The organism is Salinicola corii, from assembly GCF_008298015.1.
Classification (GTDB): Bacteria; Pseudomonadota; Gammaproteobacteria; order Pseudomonadales; family Halomonadaceae; genus Salinicola; species Salinicola corii.
The window spans coordinates 181,792-203,114 of the sequence record NZ_VTPX01000009.1 but is presented as its reverse complement, the minus strand read 5'-3'; the positions used below and the strand labels follow the sequence as shown (position 1 = coordinate 203,114).

Here is a 21,323-nt window from a genome sequence, read left to right as displayed (position 1 = left end):
CCGTAGGGTTCGATCACGTCAGCCCCATGCAGGAGAAAAGCCCGTGCCGAAAGTCGGTATGCAACCCATTCGCCGCCGCCAACTGATTCAGGCGACGCTGGAGGCGATCGATGAGGCGGGGCTGGCCGATGCCACGATTGCCAGAATCGCCAAGCGCGCGGGCGTTTCCACCGGCATCATCAGCCACTACTTCGCCGGCAAGGACGGGCTGCTCGAAGCGACCATGCGCCACGTCCTGAGCGATTTGGGCAACGCGGTGCTGGAACGGCGTACGGCATTGGGCAACGCCCCGCCGGAGGCGCATCTGCACGCCATCATCGACGGCAACTTCGATCGCAGCCAGACCAGCCGTTCGGTGATGAAGACCTGGCTGGCATTCTGGGCCAGCAGCATGCATCACCGGCCGCTGCAGCGGTTGCAACGGGTCAACGACCGCCGACTCTACTCCAATCTGAGCTGCCAGTTCCGACGCGTGCTGCCAAAACGGGAAGCCAGAGACGCCGCACGCGGGCTGGCTGCCCTGATCGATGGACTTTGGCTGCGTGGCGCCCTGGCCCAGGAAGGCCTCAATGTGGACCGCGCCCGCCAACTGGCCTACGACTATGTTCGGGTACAGCTCGAGACCGCTCGCCACAATCGAACCCGCGCCAACGACTACGCCTGACGGCACCTCTCATGCCAGGCAACTGATCCACGAGTCGGATCCGAACCGCCGAGGCATCGGCAACGCTATTTCATTCGCCATTCCGAAGGAGAGTCATCATGGCACGACTCGAGACGCAGACACTCTACATCGACGGCCGCCACACCCCGTCCAGCGGCAACCAGACCTTCGATGCCGTCAACCCGACCAACGGCGAGGTCATCGCCAGCGTCCAGCAGGCAACCGCGGCCGATGTCGACAAGGCAATCGAGAGCGCCCAGCGCGCCCAGCGCCAGTGGGCGGCGATGACCGGCATGGAACGTGCGCGCATCCTGCACAAGGCAGTCGCCCTGCTGCGCGAACGCAACGACGAACTGGCCGAGCTGGAAACTCTCAATACCGGCAAACCGATCAGCGAAACAGCCAGCGTCGACGTGGTGACCGGCGCCGATGCGCTGGAGTATTTTGCCGGCCTGGCGCCGGGCATAGAAGGCACGCAAATTCCGCTACGCGAAGACTCCTTCGTCTATACCCGCCGCGAACCGCTGGGGGTCATCGGCGCCATCGGGGCCTGGAACTATCCTGTCCAGATCGCCTGCTGGAAAGCTGCCCCGGCCCTGGCCGCGGGTAATGCCGTGGTGTTCAAGCCGAGCGAGGTCACGCCGCTGACAGCGCTGAAACTGGCCGAGATCTTCACCGAGGCCGGCCTGCCGGACGGTGTGTTCAACGTCGTCCAAGGCGACGGCAGCGTCGGCGCCATGCTCACCGAGCACCCGGGCCTGGCCAAGATCACCTTTACCGGTGAAGTGGGTACCGGCAAGAAGGTGATGTCCGCTGCGGCCGGCTCCACGCTCAAGGACGTCACCATGGAACTGGGCGGCAAGTCACCGCTGATCGTGTTCGACGACGCCGATCTCGACCGTGCCGCCGACGGCGCGATGATGGCCAACTTCTACTCCAGCGGCCAGGTCTGTACCAACGGCACCCGCGTGTTCGTCCACAACTCGGTGAAGGAGGCCTTCGAAACCAAGATCGTCGAGCGCGTCAACCGCATCAAAGCCGGCGATCCTCTGGATCCGGAAACCAACTTCGGCCCGCTGGTCAGCTTCGAGCATCTGGAAAAGGTCGCAAGCTACCTGGAAATTGCCAAGCAGGACGGCGCTCGCCTGCTGGTGGGCGGCGACCGCATGACCGAGGGTGATTTCGGCAAGGGTGCCTGGGTCGCTCCGACCGTCTATACCGACTGTCAGGACGAGATGCGCATCGTCCGCGAGGAGATCTTCGGCCCGATCATGGCCATCCTGACCTTCGATGACGAAGAGGAAGTAATCCGCCGCGCCAACGACACCGAGTATGGTTTGGCAGCGGGTCTGTTCACCGAGGGGCTCAATCGCGCTCACCGCGTCATTCACCAGATCGAAGCCGGCATCTGTTGGATCAATACCTGGGGAGACTCACCCGCCGAAATGCCGGTGGGCGGCTACAAGCAGTCGGGCATCGGTCGCGAGAACGGCGTCGAGACGCTAGCGCACTATACCCAGACCAAGTCCGTACAGGTCGAGATGGGGCCGTTCGCCTCGGTTTTCTGACCGATAACGGGCTGCTCTCGATCATACGACGGTGTCTCCCCTCTTCTCTCTTGAAGGAGCGTGTGTATGCAACAGGCTCAGGAATTCGATTACATCATCATCGGGGCGGGTTCGGCGGGCAACGTGCTCGCCACCCGGCTGACCGAGGACCCGGCGGTCAGCGTACTGCTGCTGGAAGCCGGCGGCCCGGATTATCGCGCCGACTTCCGCACCCAGATGCCGGCGGCGCTGGCCTACCCGCTGCAGGGCAAACGCTACAACTGGGCGTTCGAGACCGACCCGGAACCGCATATGGACAACCGCCGCATGGAGTGCGGGCGCGGCAAGGGCCTGGGCGGCTCGTCGCTGATCAACGGCATGTGCTACATCCGCGGCAACGCCCTGGACCTGGACAACTGGGCCAGGCAGCCGGGCCTGGAAGATTGGCGCTACAGTGACTGCCTGCCCTATTACCGCAAGGCGGAAAGCCGCGATATCGGCCCCAACGACTATCACGGCGGCGACGGACCGCTGAGCGTGGCGACCCCGAAAGCCGGCAACAACCCGCTCTACCAGGCATTCATCGAAGCGGGGATCGAGGCGGGCTACCCGCGCACCGACGATCTCAACGGCTACCAGCAGGAAGGCTTCGGCCCCATGGACCGCTCGACGACGCCCAACGGGCGACGCTCTTCCACCGCGCGCGGTTATCTGGACATCGCCAAGCAGCGCGAGAACCTGACCATCGTTACCCATGCCACTACCGACCGGATACTGTTCGAAGACCAGCGGGCCGTGGGGGTCAACTACCTGCACAAGAGCCTGCCGCGCCAGGCCCTGGCCCGCCGCGAGGTGCTGCTGTGCGGTGGCGCGATCGCCTCACCGCAGATTCTGCAGCGCTCCGGCGTGGGCAATCCGGAACTGCTCGAGAAGCTCGGCATTCCCATCGTGCATCCGCTCAAGGGCGTCGGCGAAAACCTGCAGGATCACCTGGAGATGTATATCCAGTACGAGTGCAAGCAACCGGTGTCCCTCTATCCGGCGCTCAAGTGGTACAACCAGCCCAGGATCGGCGCTGAGTGGATGTTTCTGGGCAAGGGCATTGGCGCCAGCAACCAGTTCGAGGCCGGTGGATTCATCCGCAGCGACGATAGCGAGGCGTGGCCCAACCTGCAGTATCACTTCCTGCCGATCGCAATCAGCTACAACGGCAAGAGCGCGGTCCAGGCCCACGGCTTCCAGGCTCACGTCGGCTCGATGCGCTCCGAGAGCCGCGGCCGCGTTCAACTGGTCGACAAGAACCCGCGCAGCGCGCCCAGCATCCTGTTCAACTACATGTCCACCGAACGCGACTGGAAGGAGTTTCGTGCCGCGATTCGCCTGACCCGAGAGATCATCGAACAGCCGGCAATGGACGCCTATCGGGGGCGAGAGATTTCGCCAGGCCCCGACGTGCAGTCCGACGAGCAGCTCGATGCCTTCGTTCGCGAACATGCCGAGACCGCTTACCACCCCTGCGGCACCTGCCGCATGGGCAGCGACGACGATGCCGTAGTCGACGGCGAGGGTCGCGTTCACGGCATCGAGGGGCTGCGCGTGATCGATGCCTCGATCATGCCCCAGATCGTGACCGGCAATCTCAACGCCACCACCATCATGATCGCCGAGAAGCTCGCCGACCGCGTGCGCGGACACGAGCCGCTACCGGCCTCGGAGGCGCCCTACTACGTCGCCGACGGCGCGCCGGCTCGCCAGGCGCCCGCCAGATCCGCCTGACGACGTCACGGGGCGCCATCGCTTCCCTTCCATGCCCGGCCGGTCGAGCCGGGCATTTTGCCGTCTGCCGTCCTCTCGATCCGCCATCGGCATGGGCCGTCACGGTCGCCCCGTATACCCGAACGCCTCACCGGGAGGATTTACGCGCTAATTGCGCATTGTCCGAACAGTGTTCCGTTACACTGGGTTCGGCTTTACGCTAGTCTGACCCCCAGCTCGTTCGAGCCGTGTAGCGCGCACGTCACAAAGTCCGTACAAGGAACGTCTTTCGTCATGTCATCCTCCCCCACGTCGTCTCGCCCCCGCCGGCCGCTGCGCTGGCTGTGGTGGTTGCTGCTGATCCTCGTCGCGGCCAGCGTCGCCTACTATTTTCTCGGCAGCAACGGCGAGCCCGAGGGCAACGACAGATCCCCGGAACAGCCCAGCGCCAGCGGCATGCCCGCCACGGCCATCTCCGCCGTGGCCGCCAGCCGCGGGGACCTGCCGATAGAGCTGACGGCGCTGGGAACGGTGCGACCGCTGCAAAGCGTCGCCGTGCGGCCGCGGGTGGAGGGCGAGCTGATTTCGGTCGACTTCGAGGAGGGGCAAACGGTCCAGAAAGGAGAGCGGATCGCCCGGATCGATCCACGCGACTATCAGGCCCAATTGGACCAGGCCAAGGGACAACTGGCCCAGGATCAGGCCCAACTGGCATCGGCAAGGGAAGATCTGGCCCGCTACGAAAAGCTGATCGAGACCAACTATGTCTCGCGCCAGGAGCTGGAACAGCAGCGCCAACTCGTGCGCCAGTACCAAGGCACGGTGGCCAGTGACCAGGCCAGCGTGAAGAGCGCTCAGGTCCAGCTCGATTACACCGATATCACCGCACCTATCACCGGGGTAGTGGGGATTCGCAACGTGGATCCCGGCAATATTGTCCAGCTCGGCGACGACGATCCGATCGTCACCATCACCCAGCTGGACCCGATCTCGGTGATCTTTTCCCTGCCCAGTCGCTATGTCGATATCGTCCGTGGCCGCCTGGTCGCCGGCGACCACCCCTCGGTGAGCGTGACCGGCACCGACGGCGAGACTTACTCGGGCCGGTTGAGCAGCATCGACAGCAACATCAATAACGCCACCGGCACGATCCGCCTGCGCGCCACCCTCGACAACCCGACCGGCGGGCTCTATCCCAACGCCTACGTCGACGTCAGCCTGGTGTCTCAGATCCTCCACGACCAGGTGATCGTCCCCGAGCCGGCGGTACAGACCGGCCAGGAAGGCAACTACGTCTACGTGGTGAAGGAAGACGACACCGTGACCCGGCGCGACGTCACGCTGGCCGCGACCCAGAACTCGCAGAGCGCGCTGTCGTCCGGTGTCGAAGCGGGGGAACGGGTGGTGGTGGACGGCGTCGACAGCCTGCGCGAGGGTGCCAAGGTGCGCGTGGTCAGCGATGCCCTGCCGGGAGAGTCGAGTGACGAGGTGGCGGACCCCGCTGCCAGTGCAGACAACAGCGGTGACGGCCGCACATCATGAATCCGTCTCGCCTGTTCATCCTTCGCCCGATCGCTACCTCGCTGGTGATGCTGGCGATCCTGATCGCCGGCGCCATGGCCTATCGGTTGCTGACGATCTCGTCGCTGCCGGAGGTGGACTTCCCCACCATCCAGGTCACCACGCTCTACCCCGGCGCCGGTCCCGACGTAATGCTCTCTCACGTCACCTCCCCGCTGGAGGACGAACTGGGCGAGATCTCGGGGCTAGAGGACATGAGCTCGACCAGCACCGGCGGCGCTTCGCTGATCACGCTGCGTTTCTCGCTCGACTCCGACCTGGGCGTCGCCGAGCAGGAGGTCCAGGCGGCATTGAGCCAGGCCGAGACACTGCTGCCCGACGACCTGCCCCGCCCTCCCAGCTACAGTAAGGTCAACCCGGCGGATACGCCGATCATGACCCTGGCGGTCAGCTCGGACACCTTGCCGCTGACGAAGGTCTATGACCTGGTCGACACCCGCATGGCGCAGAAGATCGCCCAGATCACCGGCGTGGGACAGGTCAAGCTGGCCGGCGGTCACCAGCCCGCCGTACGCATCACCGTCGACTCGCGCCAGCTCGCCGCCTACGGGCTCGATCTCGCCGCGGTGCGCAGCGCCGTCGATGCCGCCAACGTCAACCGGGCCAAGGGCACGCTCTATGGGCCCTACCGCGCCTACAGCATCGATGCCAACGATCAACTGCTGTCGGCGAGCGGTTACCGCGACCTGATCCTCAAGAACGACGGTGGTTCGGTACTGCGGCTGTCGGACGTGGCCAAGGTCGAGGACGGCTCCGAGAACGCCTACCTCTCGGCCTGGGCCGATCGCGAGGGCGCGGTCCTGATCGACGTGCTGCGCCAGCCCGGCGCCAACGTGGTCGGCGTGGCCGACAGCATCAAGCGGAGCCTGCCGGCGCTGGAGAACACGCTGCCGGCCAATGTCGACGTCAGGATACTCACCGATCGCACCACCACCATTCGCGCCGCGGTGGAGGACGTGCAGTTCGAACTGATGCTCGCCATCGGACTGGTGGTGATGGTGACCTTCCTGTTCCTGCGCAACCTTCCGGCCACGCTGATCCCCAGCCTGGCGGTGCCGCTGTCGCTGGTGGGTACCTTCGGCGCGATGTACCTGGCGGGATTCAGCCTCAACAACCTGACCCTGATGGCGCTGACCATCGCCACCGGCTTCGTCATCGACGACGCCATCGTGGTGCTGGAGAACATCACCCGCTACGTGGAGAAGGGCGAAAAGCCGCTGGCCGCCGCGCTCAAGGGCTCGCGCCAGATCGCCTTCACCATCCTCTCGCTGACGGTCTCGCTGCTCGCCGTGCTGATACCGCTGGTGTTCATGAGTGGCGTGGTCGGCGTGCTGTTCCGCGAATTCGCGCTAACCCTGGCGATCTCGATCCTGATCTCCGCCTTCGTCTCGCTGACGCTGACGCCGATGCTCTGCGCGCGCTGGCTGAAGCAGCGTCCTGAAGCCGCCGGCAGCGGCGGCGAAGAGATGGACGACGAAGCCATGGTGCGCAGCCGTCAAGGCTTGTTCGGTCGCCTCACCCGTGGCTACGAACACGCACTGAACTGGGTTCTCGGCCATCAGACGCTGACGCTGCTGGTGGCGGTCGCCACCCTGGGCGTCACCGCCCTGCTGTTCATCGCCACGCCCAAGGGACTGTTCCCGGTGCAGGATACCGGCGTCATCCGCGGTATCACCACCGCGACGCAGTCGACCTCGTTCGACGCGATGTCGGCGCGCCAGCAGCGACTGGTCGACCGCCTGCTGAAGGATCCTGCCGTCGAGAGCATCTCGTCCAGCGTCGGCATCGACGGTACCAACACCACGCTCAATAGCGGCCGCCTCTCGATCAATCTCAAACCGCTGGGCGAACGTGGCGACCTGGACGGCGTAATGGCGCGGCTGCGCAACGAAAGCCGCGACATTCCCGGGCTGACCCTGTCACTGCAGCCGGTGCAGGACCTGACGCTGGAAGATACGATCAGTCGCTACCCCTATCAGTTCGCCCTGATCCAGGGCGATCGCGCAGCGCTAAACGACGACGCCGCCAAACTTCTCGCAGTACTCGAGCGCTCCCCCGCCATCGCCAGCGTCAGCAGTGATGTCCAGAACGAAGGGCGCAAGCTCGAGGTAACCATCGACCGCGACCGTGCCGGACGGCTCGGCATCAGCGTCGCCGATATCGACGACGCGCTCTACGATGCCTTCGGCCAGCGCCTGATCTCGACCATCTTCACCCAGGCTAGCCAGTACCGGGTGGTCCTTGCCGCCAACGCCACCGACAGCGACGGCCCGCAGGCGCTGTCACGTCTCTACGTCGCCAACGACGACGATGAGCTGGTGCCGCTATCGACCCTGGTGACCCTGACCGAACGCACCACCCCGCTCTCGCTGCAACGCCAGAACCAGTTTCCCTCGGCGCTGATGTCGTTCGCCGTCGCCGACGGCCACTCGCTGTCGGAGGCCTTCGAGGCCGTCAACCGGGCGGCGGCGGACACCCTCAGCGACCAGACCACGCTCACCTATCGCGGCTCGGCGCTGGCGTATACCGACTCCACCGGCGACACCCTGTGGCTGATCCTGGCCGCCATCGTCACCATGTACATCGTGCTGGGAGTGCTCTACGAGAGCTACATTCACCCGCTGACGATCCTGTCGACGCTGCCATCCGCCGCCATCGGGGCCTTGCTGGCACTGCAGATCGGCGGTTACTCGCTCGGCCTGGTGGCGGTCATCGGCATCATCCTGCTGATCGGCATCGTCAAGAAGAACGCCATCATGATGATCGACTTCGCGCTGGAAGCGCAGCGCGAGCGCGGCATGTCGGCGGAGAAGGCGATCCATACCGCGGCGCTGCTGCGCTTCCGGCCGATCATGATGACCACTTTCGCCGCACTGCTCGGCGCCATGCCACTGATGTTCGCCAGCGGCTACGGCGCCGAGCTCCGCCAGCCGCTGGGCGTCACCATGGTCGGCGGGCTGCTGTTCAGCCAGTTGCTGACGCTGTTCACCACGCCGGTGATCTACCTGTTCTTCGACCGTCTCGCGGTACGCTTCGGCCGAACCCGGCGCCATGACGATGAACACGACGAACGCGATGCGCCCGGTCGTGATGAAGCAAGTCGTGATGGAGAGACTCCAGACGGAGCATCGCCGTGAGTCTGTCGGCACCCTTCGTACGCCGGCCCGTGGCCACCATCCTGCTGGCGCTGGCCATCGTGCTGCTGGGCTCGCTCGCCTACGAGCGGCTGCCGGTGGCCCCGCTACCCAACGTGTCGTTTCCGACCATTCTGGTCTCGGCGAGCCTGAGCGGGGCCAATCCGGAGACCATGGCATCGACAGTGGCGACGCCGCTGGAGCGTTCGCTGGGTCGCATTCCCGGTATCACTCAGATGACCTCGTCGAGCTCGGACGGCTCCACCAGCGTGATCATCCAGTTCGATCTCGACAAGGACGTCAACGTGGCTGCCCAGGAGGTCCAGGCCGCGATCAACGACGCCCAGCCGCTGCTTCCCAGCGCCATGACCAGCCGGCCACACTATCGCAAGCTGAACCCCGCCTCGGCGCCGGTGATGATCCTGTCACTGACCTCCGACACGCTGCCGACCAGCGAGCTGTATCGCCTCGCCGACAGCAAGATCGCACCACCCATCGCCCAGGTACCGGGCGTCGGCGACGTCAACGTCGGCGGCAGTTCCTCCCCGGCGGTCAGGGTGTCGATCGATCCGCGCAAGCTCAACCATGCCGGCATCGCGCTGGACGCCGTGGCCGGCGCCCTGCGCGCGGCCACGACGCAGTCGCCAACCGGATTCGTGCAGACCGTCGAGCACCGCTGGGAGGTCCAGTCCGACTCCCAGTTGCTGAAGGCGAGCGACTACAGCCAGATCGTGATCGCCAAGGGCGACGACGGCTCGCTGATGCGCCTCGGCGACGTGGCCAGGATCGTCGACGGCGTGGAAGATCGCTACAACGTCGGCTTCCAGAACGATCTCCCTGCCGTTCTACTGGTGATCAACAGTGCCAGTGGTGCCAACATCATCGATACCATCGCCGGCGTCAGGGAGCGACTCGATGAAGTGCGCAGCCTGCTACCGCAGAACATCAACCTCAGCGTGCAGCTCGACCGGGCGCCCGGCATCCAGGCATCGCTGCATGAGACACAGCTGACGCTGCTGCTGGCCGTCGTCCTGGTGGTACTGGTCGTGTTTCTGTTCCTGCGCAATGCGCGCGCCACGATCATCCCCAGTGTCGCGATTCCGGTGTCGCTGATCGGCACCTTTGCGATGATGTGGGTGTTCGATTTCTCTCTGGATACCTTGTCGCTGATGGCGTTGATTGTCTCGATCGGCTTCCTGGTCGATGACGCCATCGTGGTGGTGGAGAACATCGCACGGCATATCGAACAGGGCGTCAAGCCGTTCAAGGCCGCGCTGCTCGGCGCCAGGGAAGTCAGCTTCACGGTCACCGCGATGAGTGTGTCGCTGGTGGCCGTGTTCATCCCGCTGCTACTGCTTGGCGGCTTCATCGGTCGGATGTTCCACGAGTTCGCGGTGACGCTGTCGCTGGCCATCGGCGTATCGTTGCTGGTGTCGCTGACGTTGACGCCGATGCTGTGCGCCCGCTGGCTGAAACCGCACCCCGAACGCCAGCGACAGCCACGCTGGGAGCGCCTCCTGACCGCGACCGGCAACGCCTTCGTGCGCGGCTACGCCACGACCCTGGACATCGCGCTCAAGCATCGTCGGTTGACGCTGCTGTCGCTGGTCGCCGTAGTCGTTCTCAACGGTTACCTCTACACCGCCGTCGACAAGGGGTTCATCCCGGATCAGGATACCGGGCGCCTGCTCGGCACCATGCGCGGCGACCAGGCGCTATCGTTCGACGCCGTCTCGGGGAAGCTCGGCCAGGTGCGCGAGCGCCTGCAGGCCGATCCCGCCGTCGACAGCGTGCTGGGCTTCATGGGAAGCGGCGGCCCGGGCCGCGGCGGCTCCTCGGCCACGCTGTTCATCACCCTCAAGGCCGACCGCCAGGGTTCGACCCAGGCGATCGGCAATCGCCTGATGGCCAGCCTGCAGGGCCTGACCGGGGTCAGCACCTTCATGTTTCCGCTGCAGGATATCCGCATCGGCGGACGCTCCAGCAGCGCCTCCCAGTACGAGATCACCCTCAAGAGCGACGATCTCGAACTGCTGGACGACTGGTCCAGGAAGGTCCAGCAGGCGATGCAGCAGGTCGACGGCATCACCGGGGTCGACAGCGACAACCGCGGCGACGGCCTGGCCGCCAGGCTGGTCGTGGATCGGGACACCGCCTCGCGTCTCGGCGTGGACATGAGCACCATCGACACGGCACTGGGCAACGCCTTCGCCCAGAGCAAGGTGGTGAGCCTCTACGATGCCGACGAACAGCGCTACGTGGTGATGGAAGTCGATGCCCCCTACCGCCAGGCCCCCGATGCCATCGGCGACCTCCATGTCAGCGCCAGCGACGGCGAGATGATCCCGATCTCGGCGTTCAGTCACGTCGAGCGCAGCACCACGCCGGTAACGGTCAACCACCAGGGGCAGTTTGCCGCCTCGACGGTCTCGTTCAACCTGGAGGAGGGCGTATCGCTGGGAGAAGCGACCGCGCGCATCCGCCAGGCCGTCGATGAGCTCCACCCGCCCACCGCTGTCCAGGTCGACTTCGAGGGCAGCGCCGGCACCTTCCAGAGCGGTATCGAAGCGATGCCATGGTTGATACTCGCCGCGCTGGTGACGGTCTATCTGGTGCTGGGCATTCTCTACGAAAGCTACATCCACCCGCTGACCATCCTGTCGACGCTGCCCTCCGCCGGGGTCGGCGCCCTTTTGGCGCTGATGGCGCTGGACACGCCGTTCACCCTGATCGCGCTGATCGGCATCATCCTGCTGATCGGCGTGGTCAAGAAGAACGCGATCATGCTGGTGGACTTTGCCGTCGTCTGCGAACGCGATCAGGGCATGACGCCGCAGGACGCGATTCGCCACGCCGCGCTGGTTCGCTTCCGGCCGATCATGATGACCACCCTCGCCGCCCTGCTCGGCGCGCTGCCACTGCTGCTTGGCACCGACGAGAATGCCGGCCTCCGCGCCCCGCTGGGGATCACCATCATCGGCGGGCTGATCGTCAGCCAGATCCTGACGCTCTACACCACCCCGGTGGTCTATCTTTACCTCGACAGGCTTCACCGTCGGCTGCGGCCAAGACACATCGCCTCGGACCGTACCAGCGAAGCGTAAGCTTCGGACTTCGCTCGTGGGTCGTAGCTCGTGACTCTAGCCCAAAGGATAAGCACGCCGGCCTAGTCAGCCGTCGTGCGATCCGCTAGTCTGAAAACCAAATTCAAACGCTCGTCTGAATTCTTCGTTTTCCTCTCGGAGCTCGTCATGATCACACTGCTGCTCATCGTCCTGGCCGTCATTGGCTGTCTGGTCGTCATGCGTCGCGAAGCCGGCGCACTCGCGGCGCTGGCCGTACTCGCCGTGTTGGGTGTCGTCGGACTGGCGCTGGATGCCGGCGTCATCGGTACGCTGCTGCTGATCGCGGCGGTCGGCGTCGCCGTCTGCGGTCTCAAGCCGATTCGTCGGCTGTGGCTGTCGCCGCGCCTGTTCGCGCTGTTCAAGAAGATCGCCCCGCGGGTCTCCGAGACCGAGCGGGTCGCGCTCGATGCCGGCACCGTCGCCTGGGACGGCGAGCTGTTCAGCGGCCGTCCCGACTGGCAGCGCTTGCTCGACTTCGACAATGCCGGGCTGAGCGAGGAGGAGCAGGCCTTCGTCGACCACCAATGCTCCGTCGCCGCCGGCATGTGCAACGCCTGGGAGATCGCCCGCGAGCGTGCCGACATGCCGGAGGCGCTGTGGGAGTATCTGAAGCAGGAGCGCTTCTTCGGCATGATCATCCCCAAGGCCTACGGCGGCCTGGAATTCTCGGCCAAGGCGCAGTCCGCCGTGCTGCAGAAGCTCGCTTTCAACGAAACCCTGATGAGCACTGTCGGCGTGCCCAACTCGCTCGGCCCCGGCGAGCTGCTGCTGAAATACGGTACCGAGGCGCAGAAGGATCACTACCTGCCGCGCCTCGCCGACGGCCGCGACATTCCCTGCTTCGCGCTGACCGGCCCCCGTGCCGGCAGTGACGCCACCTCGATCCCGGACGTCGGCATCGTCTGCCGCGGCATGCACGACGGCAAGGAGGTCCTGGGGCTGAAGCTAACCTTCGAGAAACGCTGGATCACCCTGGCACCGATCGCCACCGTGGTCGGCCTGGCCTTCCGCATGTTCGACCCGGACAATCTGCTGGAGCGCGGCGAAAGCGACATCGGCATCAGCTGTGCGCTGATCCCGCGTGACACCGAAGGCATGGAGATCGGCCGCCGCCACCATCCGATCGGCAGTCCGTTCATGAACGGGCCGATCCGTGGCAAGGACGTGTTCATCCCGCTCGATTACCTGATTGGCGGGCTCGACATGGCCGGCCAGGGTTGGCGCATGCTGGTCGAGTGCCTCTCGGTGGGCCGCTGTATCACCCTGCCTTCCGGTGCCGCGGGTATCGGGCGCTACGCGGTGGGCTGGAGCGGCGGCTTCACCCGCATTCGCCGCCAGTTCAATATCGCCGTGGCGGACATGGAGGGCGTGCAAGAGCCGCTGGCGCGCATCGCCGCCAAGGCCTACATCTCCCAGGCCGCCGTGATGCAGACCGCCAACACCATCGATCACGGCGTCAAACCGGCGGTGCCGTCGGCGATTCTCAAGAGCCAGTTGACCGAGTTCCAGCGCGACGTGCTGGCCGACGCCATGGATGTCCACGGCGGACGCACGGTAACGCTGGGCCCACGCAACTATCTCGGCATCGGCTACAGCGCCAACCCGGTCTCGATCACCGTCGAGGGCGCCAATATCATGACCCGCAACCTGATGATCTTCGGTCAGGGCGCGATCCGCTGCCATCCTTACGTCCTCGAGGAACTGGCGGCCAAGGATGCCAACGATTTCGAGGCCTTCGATAGGCTGTTCTTCCGTCATATCGGGCTGATCTTCGGCAACGGCGCCCGCGCCTTCACCCAGGCACTGGGTCTCGGCAAGCCGAACGTTCCGTTCGATGCCATCGCGGCGCCCTATGCACAGGATGCCGCGCGGCTCTCTTCCGCCTTCAGCCTGTGCGCCGACGCCGCCATGGCCAGCCTCGGCTCCAAGCTCAAGCAGCGCGAGATGATCTCGGCGCGTCTCGGCGACGTGCTCTCCAATCTCTACCTGCTGTCGATGGTGCTCAAGCAGTGGCACGAAACCGATCGCGTCGACAACGAGGCGGCCCTGTTCCACTACAGCTGTCGGTTGTTGCTGAATCGTGCGGAGCAGGCGCTGGTCGACCTGTTCGACAATCTGCCCAGCCGCGCCCTGGGCAATATGCTGGCGTTCGTCACCCAGCCGCTGGGGCGCCGCTGGCACAAGCCGCAAGACGCCTTGACGCGCGAGATCGCCAAGGCGATCTCCACTGACACCGCGCTGCGCCACAAGCTGACGAGCAATACCTGGGACAGCTGGGAGGAGGGTCAGAAGGAGAACGCGCTGGCACGCTACAATGCCCTGCTGGCCAACGCCGAACGGGCCGAGACGATCTATCGCACGCTCAACAAGGCGCGGGCCAAGAAAGCGCTGCCCGAGATCGCATTGCATCCCGAGCAGTGGATCGACGCCGCCCACGAAACCGGGCTGCTGGACGACGAGGATGCAGCCTTCATGCGCGCCCACGAGGCGGAAGTCCTGGAGATGCTGACGGTGGACGACTTCGCCTTCGATGCGTTCGTCACGCGTCGGGAAGAAAAAGCGACGTCAGAGATCGAGAACGAGGCCACCGCCTAGCGGCGCCCGGCCAGCGGTGTCGGCAAGACGAAGAAGCCCCCATCCTCGGACGGGGGCTTCTTCGTCTGGTGACTGCCCTATTTCCTACTGCTCCAATACCTGCAGTTGCACATCGGCGATACCATCGTGGACCATGCCAAGCTGCTCCGCCGCCTTCCGGGAAAGGTCGATGATGCGGCCATCGACGAAGGGGCCGCGATCGTTGATACGAACCACCGTGCTTTCGCCGGAATTCAGCGCGGTCACCTTCACCCGGGTGCCGAAGGGCAACGTCTTATGCGCCGCCGTCATCGCCTGGCCGTCGTAGGGCTCGCCACTAGCCGTCAGCCGTCCCTCGAAGTAGGACGCATAGAAAGTCGCTTCGCCCAGGCGCTTTTTTCCGACCGGTTGAGCCGAGCGGGGCTGCTCGTCACTCGAGACCGCGCCGGGCTCGTTGCCCACCGCTTTCTTGTGCGACTTGGCATTGGATTTCGAACCCGCCTTGGAACTGGCCGCGACCGAAGCAGGCTGATCGGATGAGGGAGGGCCCGGCGGATGCTGATTCGTCGCACAGCCTACCAGCATGATCGAAGTCACTACGGCAGCGAAAAACGCTTTTCGAGGCATATACCGCTTGGGCGACCCAGGAATGGCGTCGGCGGAATCGGTCGTCATCATTCGGGAACGGGAACCTGATGTCATCTGAATATGGCGTATCTTTGGATTCGACAATCATAAACGAAGATAGGCTCACGATAGCGGCCAAATAAGCAAAATCAAGGGAATTGCCGTTAACATGACGACCAGCGACAGCGGCAATCCGAGCTTCCAGTAGTCCCGGAAGTGGTAGCCACCCGGGCCCATGACCAGCGTGTTCGACTGGTGACCGATCGGTGTCAGAAAGGCGCACGACGCGCTGACGGCCACCGCCATCAGGAACGGATCGAGAGAGACACCCAAGCCACTGGCGAGACTGGCGGCGATCGGCGCCATCAGCAATGCCGCGGCGGCGTTGTTAATGACGTTGGAGAGCAGCAACGTGATCGCGAACAGCGTCACCAGCGTGGCCACCGGTGGCCAGCCACTCCCCAGCGCCATCATCCCGTCCGCCACCATCTGTGCCCCGCCGCTGGTCTCAAGCGCCGTTCCCACCGGCAACATCGCCGCCAGCAGCACAATCACCGGCCCCTCGATAGCGTCGTAGCCTTCACGCAGCGGCAATACACCCAGCGCTAGCGTGACCAGTGCCGCCAGCGACAGCGCGATCGCCGCCGGCAGCAGGTCGAACATCATCGCCCCGATCGCGACCGCGAAGATCACGACCGACAGCAGCAGTTGGCGCGGCTGCCCCAACGACAGCTTGCGGCTGGCCAACGGCAGGCATCCCAGCGCCGACAGACTATCGCTGAGCCCGTTCTCGTCACCCTGCAACAGCAGCACGTCTCCTGGCTGGAAGCGCACCTCCCGCAGCCGTTGCTTCAGCCGTGTCCCATCCCTCGAGACCGCCACCAGATGCAGTCCGTGCTGATCGAGCAGCCGCAGTTGCGTCACCGTACGCTGCGTCATCATCGAATCAGTGCGCACCACGGCCTCGACCAGTTGCAGATCTTCGGTATCCAGCTTGGGGAGCTTGGATTCATCGACGTCTCGATCATGGGCACCGATGGTCAACCCGCCCTTGTCCTCCAGTTGCTTGAGATCGTCGGGGTCCGCTTCGAGCAACACGATATCGCCGGCCTGCAGGGTGCCGAAGAAGCGGCTACCGGGAAGCTGTTCACCGTTCCGCACGACGCCGAGGACCGGTACCGGCTCGTCGCATACCTCACCCAGCTGGCGTAGCGTCCAACCAGCCGCCTTGGACTCCTCTCCGACCGTCAGTTCGCTCAGATAGGCCGATGTCTCGAACAGCTCGTCGGCGGATGCCTGCCCTTGCCGTCGTGGCGTCAGACGCCAGCCCAGCAGCAGCATGAACGCCAGGCCAGCTAGCGCGACACCACCGCCCACGGGGGCGAAATCGAACATTCGGAAGGCGCCCTCCCCCTGACTGGCGCGAAAGGCGCTGATGATGATGTTCGGCGGCGTGCCGATCAGCGTGATCAGGCCACCCAGCAGCGAGCCGAACGCGAGCGGCATCAACAGCAGCGATGGCGAAGTGCCGTGCTCGCGGGCGACGCGAACCGCTACCGGCAGCAACAGTGCCAGCGCGCCGACGTTGTTCATGACGGCGGACAGCAGGATGACCGTGGTGGTCAGCACCGCCAGCTGCCAGATCGGCTGGCTCCCCGCCTTGAGGGTCTTCTCCGCGATCCAGTCGACGACGCCGGAGTGCTCGAAGCCGCGGCTGAGCACGAGCACCGCCGCCACCGTGATGATCGCCGGGTGGCCGAAGCCGGAAAACGCCTCGTCCGCCGGGACGACGCCCAGCAGCACGCAGGCCAGCAGCGCGGCCATGGCCACCAGATCGTAGCGGAACCGGCCCCAGACGAAGGCCGCCAGCGTCAACGCCAGTACGAGGAAGACCCAGTATGCATCCTGCATCGACACACTCCTTGTGCGAACGAACTCCGCCCGGACCGAAAAAGCCGACGCCGCGTGATCGCGGCGTCGGCTTCGGTATCATACGACAACGCTCGCGGACTTCACGGAATCAGAATCGTCGACCCCGTGGTCCGACGGGACGCCAGCGCCTCCTGCGCCTTGCCGGCCTCGTCCAGCGTGAAGCGCTGGGCGATGTCGACCTTGACCTTGCCGCTCTCTAGCATGTCGAACAGGTCGAGACACATCTCCTCGAAGCGCTCGCGCGTGTCGGCGTAGCCATTGAGGCTGGGACGGGTCAGGTAGAGCGACCCCTTCTGGTTGAGGATGCCCACGTTGACGCCCTCGACGGCGCCGGAAGCGTTGCCGAAGCTGACCATCAGCCCCCTGGGCGCCAGGCAGTCCAGCGACGTGGTCCAGGTGTCCTTGCCGACGGAGTCGTACACCACCGGCACCATGGCGCCGTTGGTCAGCTCGCGAACGCGTTCGACCACGTTTTCCTCACGGTAGTTGATCGTCGCCCAGGCGCCATTGTTCATCGCCAATTCGGCCTTCTCGGCGGAACCGACAGTACCGATCACCCTGACGCCCAGCGCTTTCGCCCACTGACAGGCGATCGAACCGACCCCGCCGGCAGCGGCGTGGAAGAGAATGGTCTCGCCACCTTCCAGCGGGAACGTCTGGCGCAACAGATACTGGGAGGTCAGCCCCTTGAGCATGGCGGCGGCGGCGGTCTCGAAGGGAATGTCCTCCGGCAGTTGGACGACCTTGTCCGCCGGCAGCACGTGGTATTGCGAATAGGCGCCAAGAGGGCCCTGGGCGTAGGCGACACGATCCCCCACTTCGAGATGGGTCACGCCCTCGCCGACGGCGTCGACGACCCCGGCACCCTCGGTCCCCAGCCCGGACGGCATGGCCGGCGCCGGGTAGAGCCCGGTGCGGAAATAGATATCGATGAAGTTGAGACCGATGGCGTGGTTCTTGACCCTGACTTCTCCCGCCTTGGGTTCGGACGGCTCGACCTCGACGGTCTCGAGAACCTCCGGGCCACCGGTACGGGCGAACTGAATGCGTTTGGCCATGACATTTCCTTGTTGGGCTGATGACTCTTGGTCTGTCATCCAAGCGCCATTCCCGAGGCGGGTCAAGTCGATGGATCAGGCCGCGCCAGGGTGGCGTTGGAAGCAGCCGGTGTCACGCGATGTTGGAATAGCGCTCCAGGGCAGCGACGAAGCGTGACTTGTAGGCCTCGAAGGTCTCGGGTTCCTGCTTGAAGGTGCGCACGATACCGTCGCCATTGAAGCGCACCACGCTGGGCAGCACACCGTTTACCGGCGTCGGATGGAGCGGTCCCAGGCCGATACGCAGGCCGCCATCGCCGTCGATCCAGCGCTCGATGCCACAGCGTCGGAAGAACGCCTCGCCTGTCTCGTCTGCAGCCGTCACGCGCAGCGGGGCCTTTTCCGCCAGTGTCTTGACCAAATGCCGGCTGTGTCGGGTATCCCCCTTGCCCTCGGGCGTCGACAGCATGCCCACCTCCATGGTCCCGCCGTCGACATCGGACGAGATCAGCGCCAGACACAGGATCGTGCCGTCGTCTTCGGTTAGCGCGAACAGCCGGGCCGCCTCCTGCTTGAACAGCACGCCCTGGGTGCCGGCAAACGTCACCAGCGGCGCCAGTCCCGCCTCCTGGCCGTAGACGCTGGCGCAGAGTTTGGCGAGACAGGCTTCGCGGGTCTCGGGATTCTTGACGTGGACGATTTTCATCGGGCTCTCCAGGGCGACTTTCGGCAAGGGTGTCCGGCGATCCGCCCGGCCTCGGAAAAACGGCCCGGGCGTGGCGCGACCACCGGTTGCAACCGCGCAGACTACCACAGACACCAGCGGCGGGCCTGTCGCCTCGCTCGTGGGTATGCTCGGTTATCGACCACTCGAATGCCGGGTGGATCACGTGGGCGTTCGACTATTCACGCGCACCACTCGAGCCAAGTCGAGAGTCGCCTAGACGGGCGAGCAGCTCGTCGCGCCGCCGCGCGTCCGCGGCCTCCTTCTCCTGTATGGCCGACAGCAGTGATGTCGCCCGAGCGGGCGAGAGTGCGAACAGGCCATCATCGTCGCCGAAGATCAGATCCCCCGGCGCAATGCCGACACCGGCGTGGCTCACAGGGCGATTGAGCTCACCCCAGCGCGACTCCCCAGCGGGGATGGTCAGTGCACTGATGTCGCGGTGGAAAATCGGCAGCGACAAGGCCCGCAGTGCCTGCACGTCAGTGATGGCGCCGATCACGACGACACCGGCAAGTCCCTTGACGCAGGCCGCCAACGTGCGCAGCTCGCCCCAGCAGGCCAGACAGGGCTCGCACCCGCTGACCGCGTCGTGATCCACGATCACCAGCACGTCTCCGGGTCGCGCCATGATCAGCGCCTCGCGCAACACACGGCTGTCGCGGGAATCGATCTCCGCCGTCAACGCGCGGCCACACAGGTGCGTGTCGGAATGCAGCGCGCGCAGCCCAGGTAGATAACCGGTGTGGGTCAGATGTCCGAGCGCCGAGGTCGAGAGCAGCCGATAGGCCTCGATGACCCCATCCTCGACCCCGTCATGGCAGGGGTTAACGCCATAGCTCATGATCGCTCCCATCCAGGCGTCGCTTGAACCGTCGCAGCCTCGATCCGCGCCGGCGTCGAGGCATGACGGCGGCGAGCCGCCGGAGCACCGCGCGCCTCTCGGGGCTTCAGCAGCGGGCAGGTCTGGCAGTACTCCGCGGGGCACGTGGCCTTGAAGTAGAGACAGCAGGTACGCCGGAAGCGCTCCGTACCGCCCTCGCTCGTACCCGAGCGAGCGTGGAAGAAACGCGCGATCGGGTTGAAGTCTAGCCCGTAGAGATCGGGCTCGGCGTCGCGCAGGAACGCGAAGTCCTCGGCGCAGCGCGTACGAACCGCCTCGCCTTCCAGCCGCGCCAGGCGGCGTTCGTAGAGCGAGTAGACGCGTACGGCAAGGTTCTCCCACAGGATTCGCGACGACACTCCGCCCTCGGTTTCCAGCACGTGCCAGATCGGCGCGATGAGTCCGGCAAACAGTCGCTGCACCAACTCGCGACGTGCCATGTCCCGATCACCTCGTGGCCAAGTCTCGCCCTCGAGCGAACGCAGTGGCAACGACGAGGTCCAGCGCCCGGCATCGTGAGCGAATTCGATCACGCAGTTGTCCAGCGACAGATCGAGGCCGCGATCACAGACGGAGAGCGCATAGAGCGGCGCGCCGGTGAGCAGGAAGCCGAGCCGCTTCGTCAGTAGCGACGCGGCGGTGCGGCGTTCCGGCGCACCGATCGACGGCGCAACCTGGGCGAGGAGCGTCCGGCAGCGCTCGGGGTCGAGCAACTCGCGTGCCCCCAGCGAGCGGCCGTCGGCCCGCGACGCGGGAATCAGGCGCAGCGTGTCGGTCAGATAGTGCCACTGATCGGACGTGAACCCGTTCACGCGTACCGCGCTCATCCGTCGATCTCCCAGCCCGCGGTCACGTGTTTGCTCCCGGTGTGCATGTTCTGCTGGCTGGACGACTCGGTTGTCTGCATGGACGGCGCCCCTTGCCCCGACAGACCGCTTTCGCCACCCACGGAGCGGCTCCCTGGGCCGAACGGAATGCACAGCGGGGTATGGAAGAACGGGTCCTCGATGATCCGGCACTCGAGCTGGAAGATATCCTTGACCCGTTCGCGGGTGACGACGGCCTGGGGCGCTCCCTGCGCGACGATCGCGCCGTCACGCAGCGCCACGATGTGATCGGCATAGCGGCAGGCCAGATTGAGATCGTGCAGCACCATGACGATCGTCTTGCCCGATTCGCGATTGAGGCTCTTGAGCAGCTCCAGCACCTCCATCTGATGGGTCAGATCGAGAAACGAGGTCGGCTCGTCGAGCAGCATCAGCGGGGTATCCTGCGCCACGGCCATGGCGATCCAGGCGCGCTGGCGCTGCCCGCCGGAGAGCGTGTCCACGCTGCGGTGGGCCTGCGCCGTCAGGTCCGTGCGCATCAGGGCCAGCTCCACTTGGCGCTCGTCCTCCTCCGACCATTGGGCCAGCCAGCTCTGGTGGGGATGGCGTCCGAGACTGACCAGTTGGCGAACCGTGATGCCCTCCGGCGCCACCGGATGCTGCGGCAGCAGCGACAACGTCCGCGCCACGCGCCGGGTGGGCTGGTGATGGATGTCGTCACCGTCGAGCATGACTTGGCCTTGCCAGGGCGTCAGCAGGCGTGCAAGGGCCTTCAGCAGCGTGCTCTTGCCGCAGCCGTTAGCGCCGATCAGCACCGAGATCCGGCTCTCGGGCAAGGCCAGCGACAGTTCGCGCATGATGACCTGGCGCTGATAGCCGAGCGTGAGATCGTTGGCGGAGAGCCTTGTCATGG

General features: G+C 65.3%; 14 protein-coding genes. 7 read left to right on the top strand and 7 right to left on the bottom strand.

Annotated elements, in window-relative coordinates; genetic code table 11:
* The first annotated feature begins 43 nt into the window (after positions 1–43).
* From betI to F0A16_RS15910, 7 genes are all read left to right on the top strand, one after another.
* Positions 44–664 carry a transcriptional regulator BetI gene (gene betI, locus F0A16_RS15940; protein ID WP_149436394.1) on the top strand — a complete coding sequence of 207 codons (621 nt, stop codon included), beginning with the start codon at positions 44–46 and terminating at the stop codon, positions 662–664.
* A gap of 98 nt (positions 665–762) precedes the next feature.
* Positions 763–2,232 carry a betaine-aldehyde dehydrogenase gene (gene betB, locus F0A16_RS15935; protein ID WP_149436393.1) on the top strand — a complete coding sequence of 490 codons (1,470 nt, stop codon included), beginning with the start codon at positions 763–765 and terminating at the stop codon, positions 2,230–2,232.
* 66 nt (positions 2,233–2,298) lie between these two features.
* On the top strand, positions 2,299–3,987 hold the full coding sequence (gene betA, locus F0A16_RS15930) for a choline dehydrogenase (protein WP_149436392.1): 1,689 nt from the start codon (positions 2,299–2,301) through the stop codon (positions 3,985–3,987).
* 273 nt (positions 3,988–4,260) lie between these two features.
* Complete coding sequence (locus tag F0A16_RS15925) at positions 4,261–5,508, top strand: efflux RND transporter periplasmic adaptor subunit (RefSeq protein ID WP_149436391.1); 1,248 nt, start codon at positions 4,261–4,263, stop codon at positions 5,506–5,508.
* On the top strand, positions 5,505–8,684 hold the full coding sequence (locus F0A16_RS15920) for an efflux RND transporter permease subunit (protein WP_149436390.1): 3,180 nt from the start codon (positions 5,505–5,507) through the stop codon (positions 8,682–8,684). The genes F0A16_RS15925 and F0A16_RS15920 overlap by 4 nt, the downstream gene beginning before the upstream one ends.
* A complete protein-coding gene (locus F0A16_RS15915; RefSeq protein WP_149436389.1) occupies positions 8,681–11,785 on the top strand; it encodes an efflux RND transporter permease subunit in 3,105 nt (1,034 codons plus the stop codon). Before F0A16_RS15920 ends, F0A16_RS15915 begins: the two co-directional genes overlap by 4 nt.
* 147 nt (positions 11,786–11,932) lie before the next feature.
* Positions 11,933–14,401, top strand: a complete 2,469-nt coding sequence (locus F0A16_RS15910) for an acyl-CoA dehydrogenase (protein WP_149436388.1) — start codon at positions 11,933–11,935, stop codon at positions 14,399–14,401.
* Between the two features lie 84 nt (positions 14,402–14,485).
* On the opposite strand, the gene F0A16_RS15905 is transcribed toward F0A16_RS15910, so the two are convergent.
* The 7 genes from F0A16_RS15905 to F0A16_RS15875 all read right to left on the bottom strand — a co-directional run bounded on the left by F0A16_RS15905 (position 14,486) and on the right by F0A16_RS15875 (position 21,321).
* Positions 14,486–14,965 (bottom strand): septal ring lytic transglycosylase RlpA family protein, encoded by a 480-nt coding sequence (locus F0A16_RS15905; protein ID WP_149436387.1) that lies wholly within the window; start codon positions 14,963–14,965, stop codon positions 14,486–14,488.
* A 165-nt stretch (positions 14,966–15,130) separates the two neighbouring features.
* Positions 15,131–16,918, bottom strand: a complete 1,788-nt coding sequence (locus tag F0A16_RS15900) for an SLC13 family permease (RefSeq protein WP_149436386.1) — start codon at positions 16,916–16,918, stop codon at positions 15,131–15,133.
* Positions 16,919–17,019: 101 nt separating this feature from the next.
* Entirely contained in the window at positions 17,020–17,997 is a 978-nt protein-coding gene (locus F0A16_RS15895) for an NADPH:quinone reductase (protein WP_149436385.1), read from the bottom strand.
* Between the two features lie 112 nt (positions 17,998–18,109).
* Positions 18,110–18,682, bottom strand: coding sequence for a hypothetical protein (locus F0A16_RS15890; RefSeq protein WP_149436384.1), 573 nt, complete (start codon positions 18,680–18,682; stop codon positions 18,110–18,112).
* A 196-nt stretch (positions 18,683–18,878) separates the two neighbouring features.
* Positions 18,879–19,544 carry an RraA family protein gene (locus F0A16_RS15885; RefSeq protein ID WP_149436383.1) on the bottom strand — a complete coding sequence of 222 codons (666 nt, stop codon included), beginning with the start codon at positions 19,542–19,544 and terminating at the stop codon, positions 18,879–18,881.
* Positions 19,541–20,410 (bottom strand): IucA/IucC family C-terminal-domain containing protein, encoded by an 870-nt coding sequence (locus tag F0A16_RS15880; protein ID WP_149436382.1) that lies wholly within the window; start codon positions 20,408–20,410, stop codon positions 19,541–19,543. Before F0A16_RS15880 ends, F0A16_RS15885 begins: the two co-directional genes overlap by 4 nt.
* Positions 20,407–21,321 carry an ABC transporter ATP-binding protein gene (locus F0A16_RS15875; protein ID WP_149436381.1) on the bottom strand — a complete coding sequence of 305 codons (915 nt, stop codon included), beginning with the start codon at positions 21,319–21,321 and terminating at the stop codon, positions 20,407–20,409. The genes F0A16_RS15880 and F0A16_RS15875 overlap by 4 nt, the downstream gene beginning before the upstream one ends.
* Positions 21,322–21,323 lie beyond the last annotated feature (2 nt).

Excerpts from the sequence above, each read along its gene's own strand:
- F0A16_RS15895 (WP_149436385.1), bottom strand. The coding sequence starts at position 17,997 with ATGGCCAAACGCATTCAGTTCGCCCGTACCGGTGGCCCGGAGGTTCTC.
- F0A16_RS15925 (WP_149436391.1), top strand. The coding sequence starts at position 4,261 with ATGTCATCCTCCCCCACGTCGTCTCGCCCCCGCCGGCCGCTGCGCTGG.
- F0A16_RS15900 (WP_149436386.1), bottom strand. The coding sequence starts at position 16,918 with ATGCAGGATGCATACTGGGTCTTCCTCGTACTGGCGTTGACGCTGGCG.
- F0A16_RS15885 (WP_149436383.1), bottom strand. The coding sequence starts at position 19,544 with ATGAGCTATGGCGTTAACCCCTGCCATGACGGGGTCGAGGATGGGGTC.
- F0A16_RS15875 (WP_149436381.1), bottom strand. The coding sequence starts at position 21,321 with ATGACAAGGCTCTCCGCCAACGATCTCACGCTCGGCTATCAGCGCCAG.
- F0A16_RS15880 (WP_149436382.1), bottom strand. The coding sequence starts at position 20,410 with ATGAGCGCGGTACGCGTGAACGGGTTCACGTCCGATCAGTGGCACTAT.
- F0A16_RS15920 (WP_149436390.1), top strand. The coding sequence starts at position 5,505 with ATGAATCCGTCTCGCCTGTTCATCCTTCGCCCGATCGCTACCTCGCTG.
- F0A16_RS15910 (WP_149436388.1), top strand. The coding sequence starts at position 11,933 with ATGATCACACTGCTGCTCATCGTCCTGGCCGTCATTGGCTGTCTGGTC.
- betB (WP_149436393.1), top strand. The coding sequence starts at position 763 with ATGGCACGACTCGAGACGCAGACACTCTACATCGACGGCCGCCACACC.
- F0A16_RS15890 (WP_149436384.1), bottom strand. The coding sequence starts at position 18,682 with ATGAAAATCGTCCACGTCAAGAATCCCGAGACCCGCGAAGCCTGTCTC.
- betA (WP_149436392.1), top strand. The coding sequence starts at position 2,299 with ATGCAACAGGCTCAGGAATTCGATTACATCATCATCGGGGCGGGTTCG.
- F0A16_RS15905 (WP_149436387.1), bottom strand. The coding sequence starts at position 14,965 with ATGCTGGTAGGCTGTGCGACGAATCAGCATCCGCCGGGCCCTCCCTCA.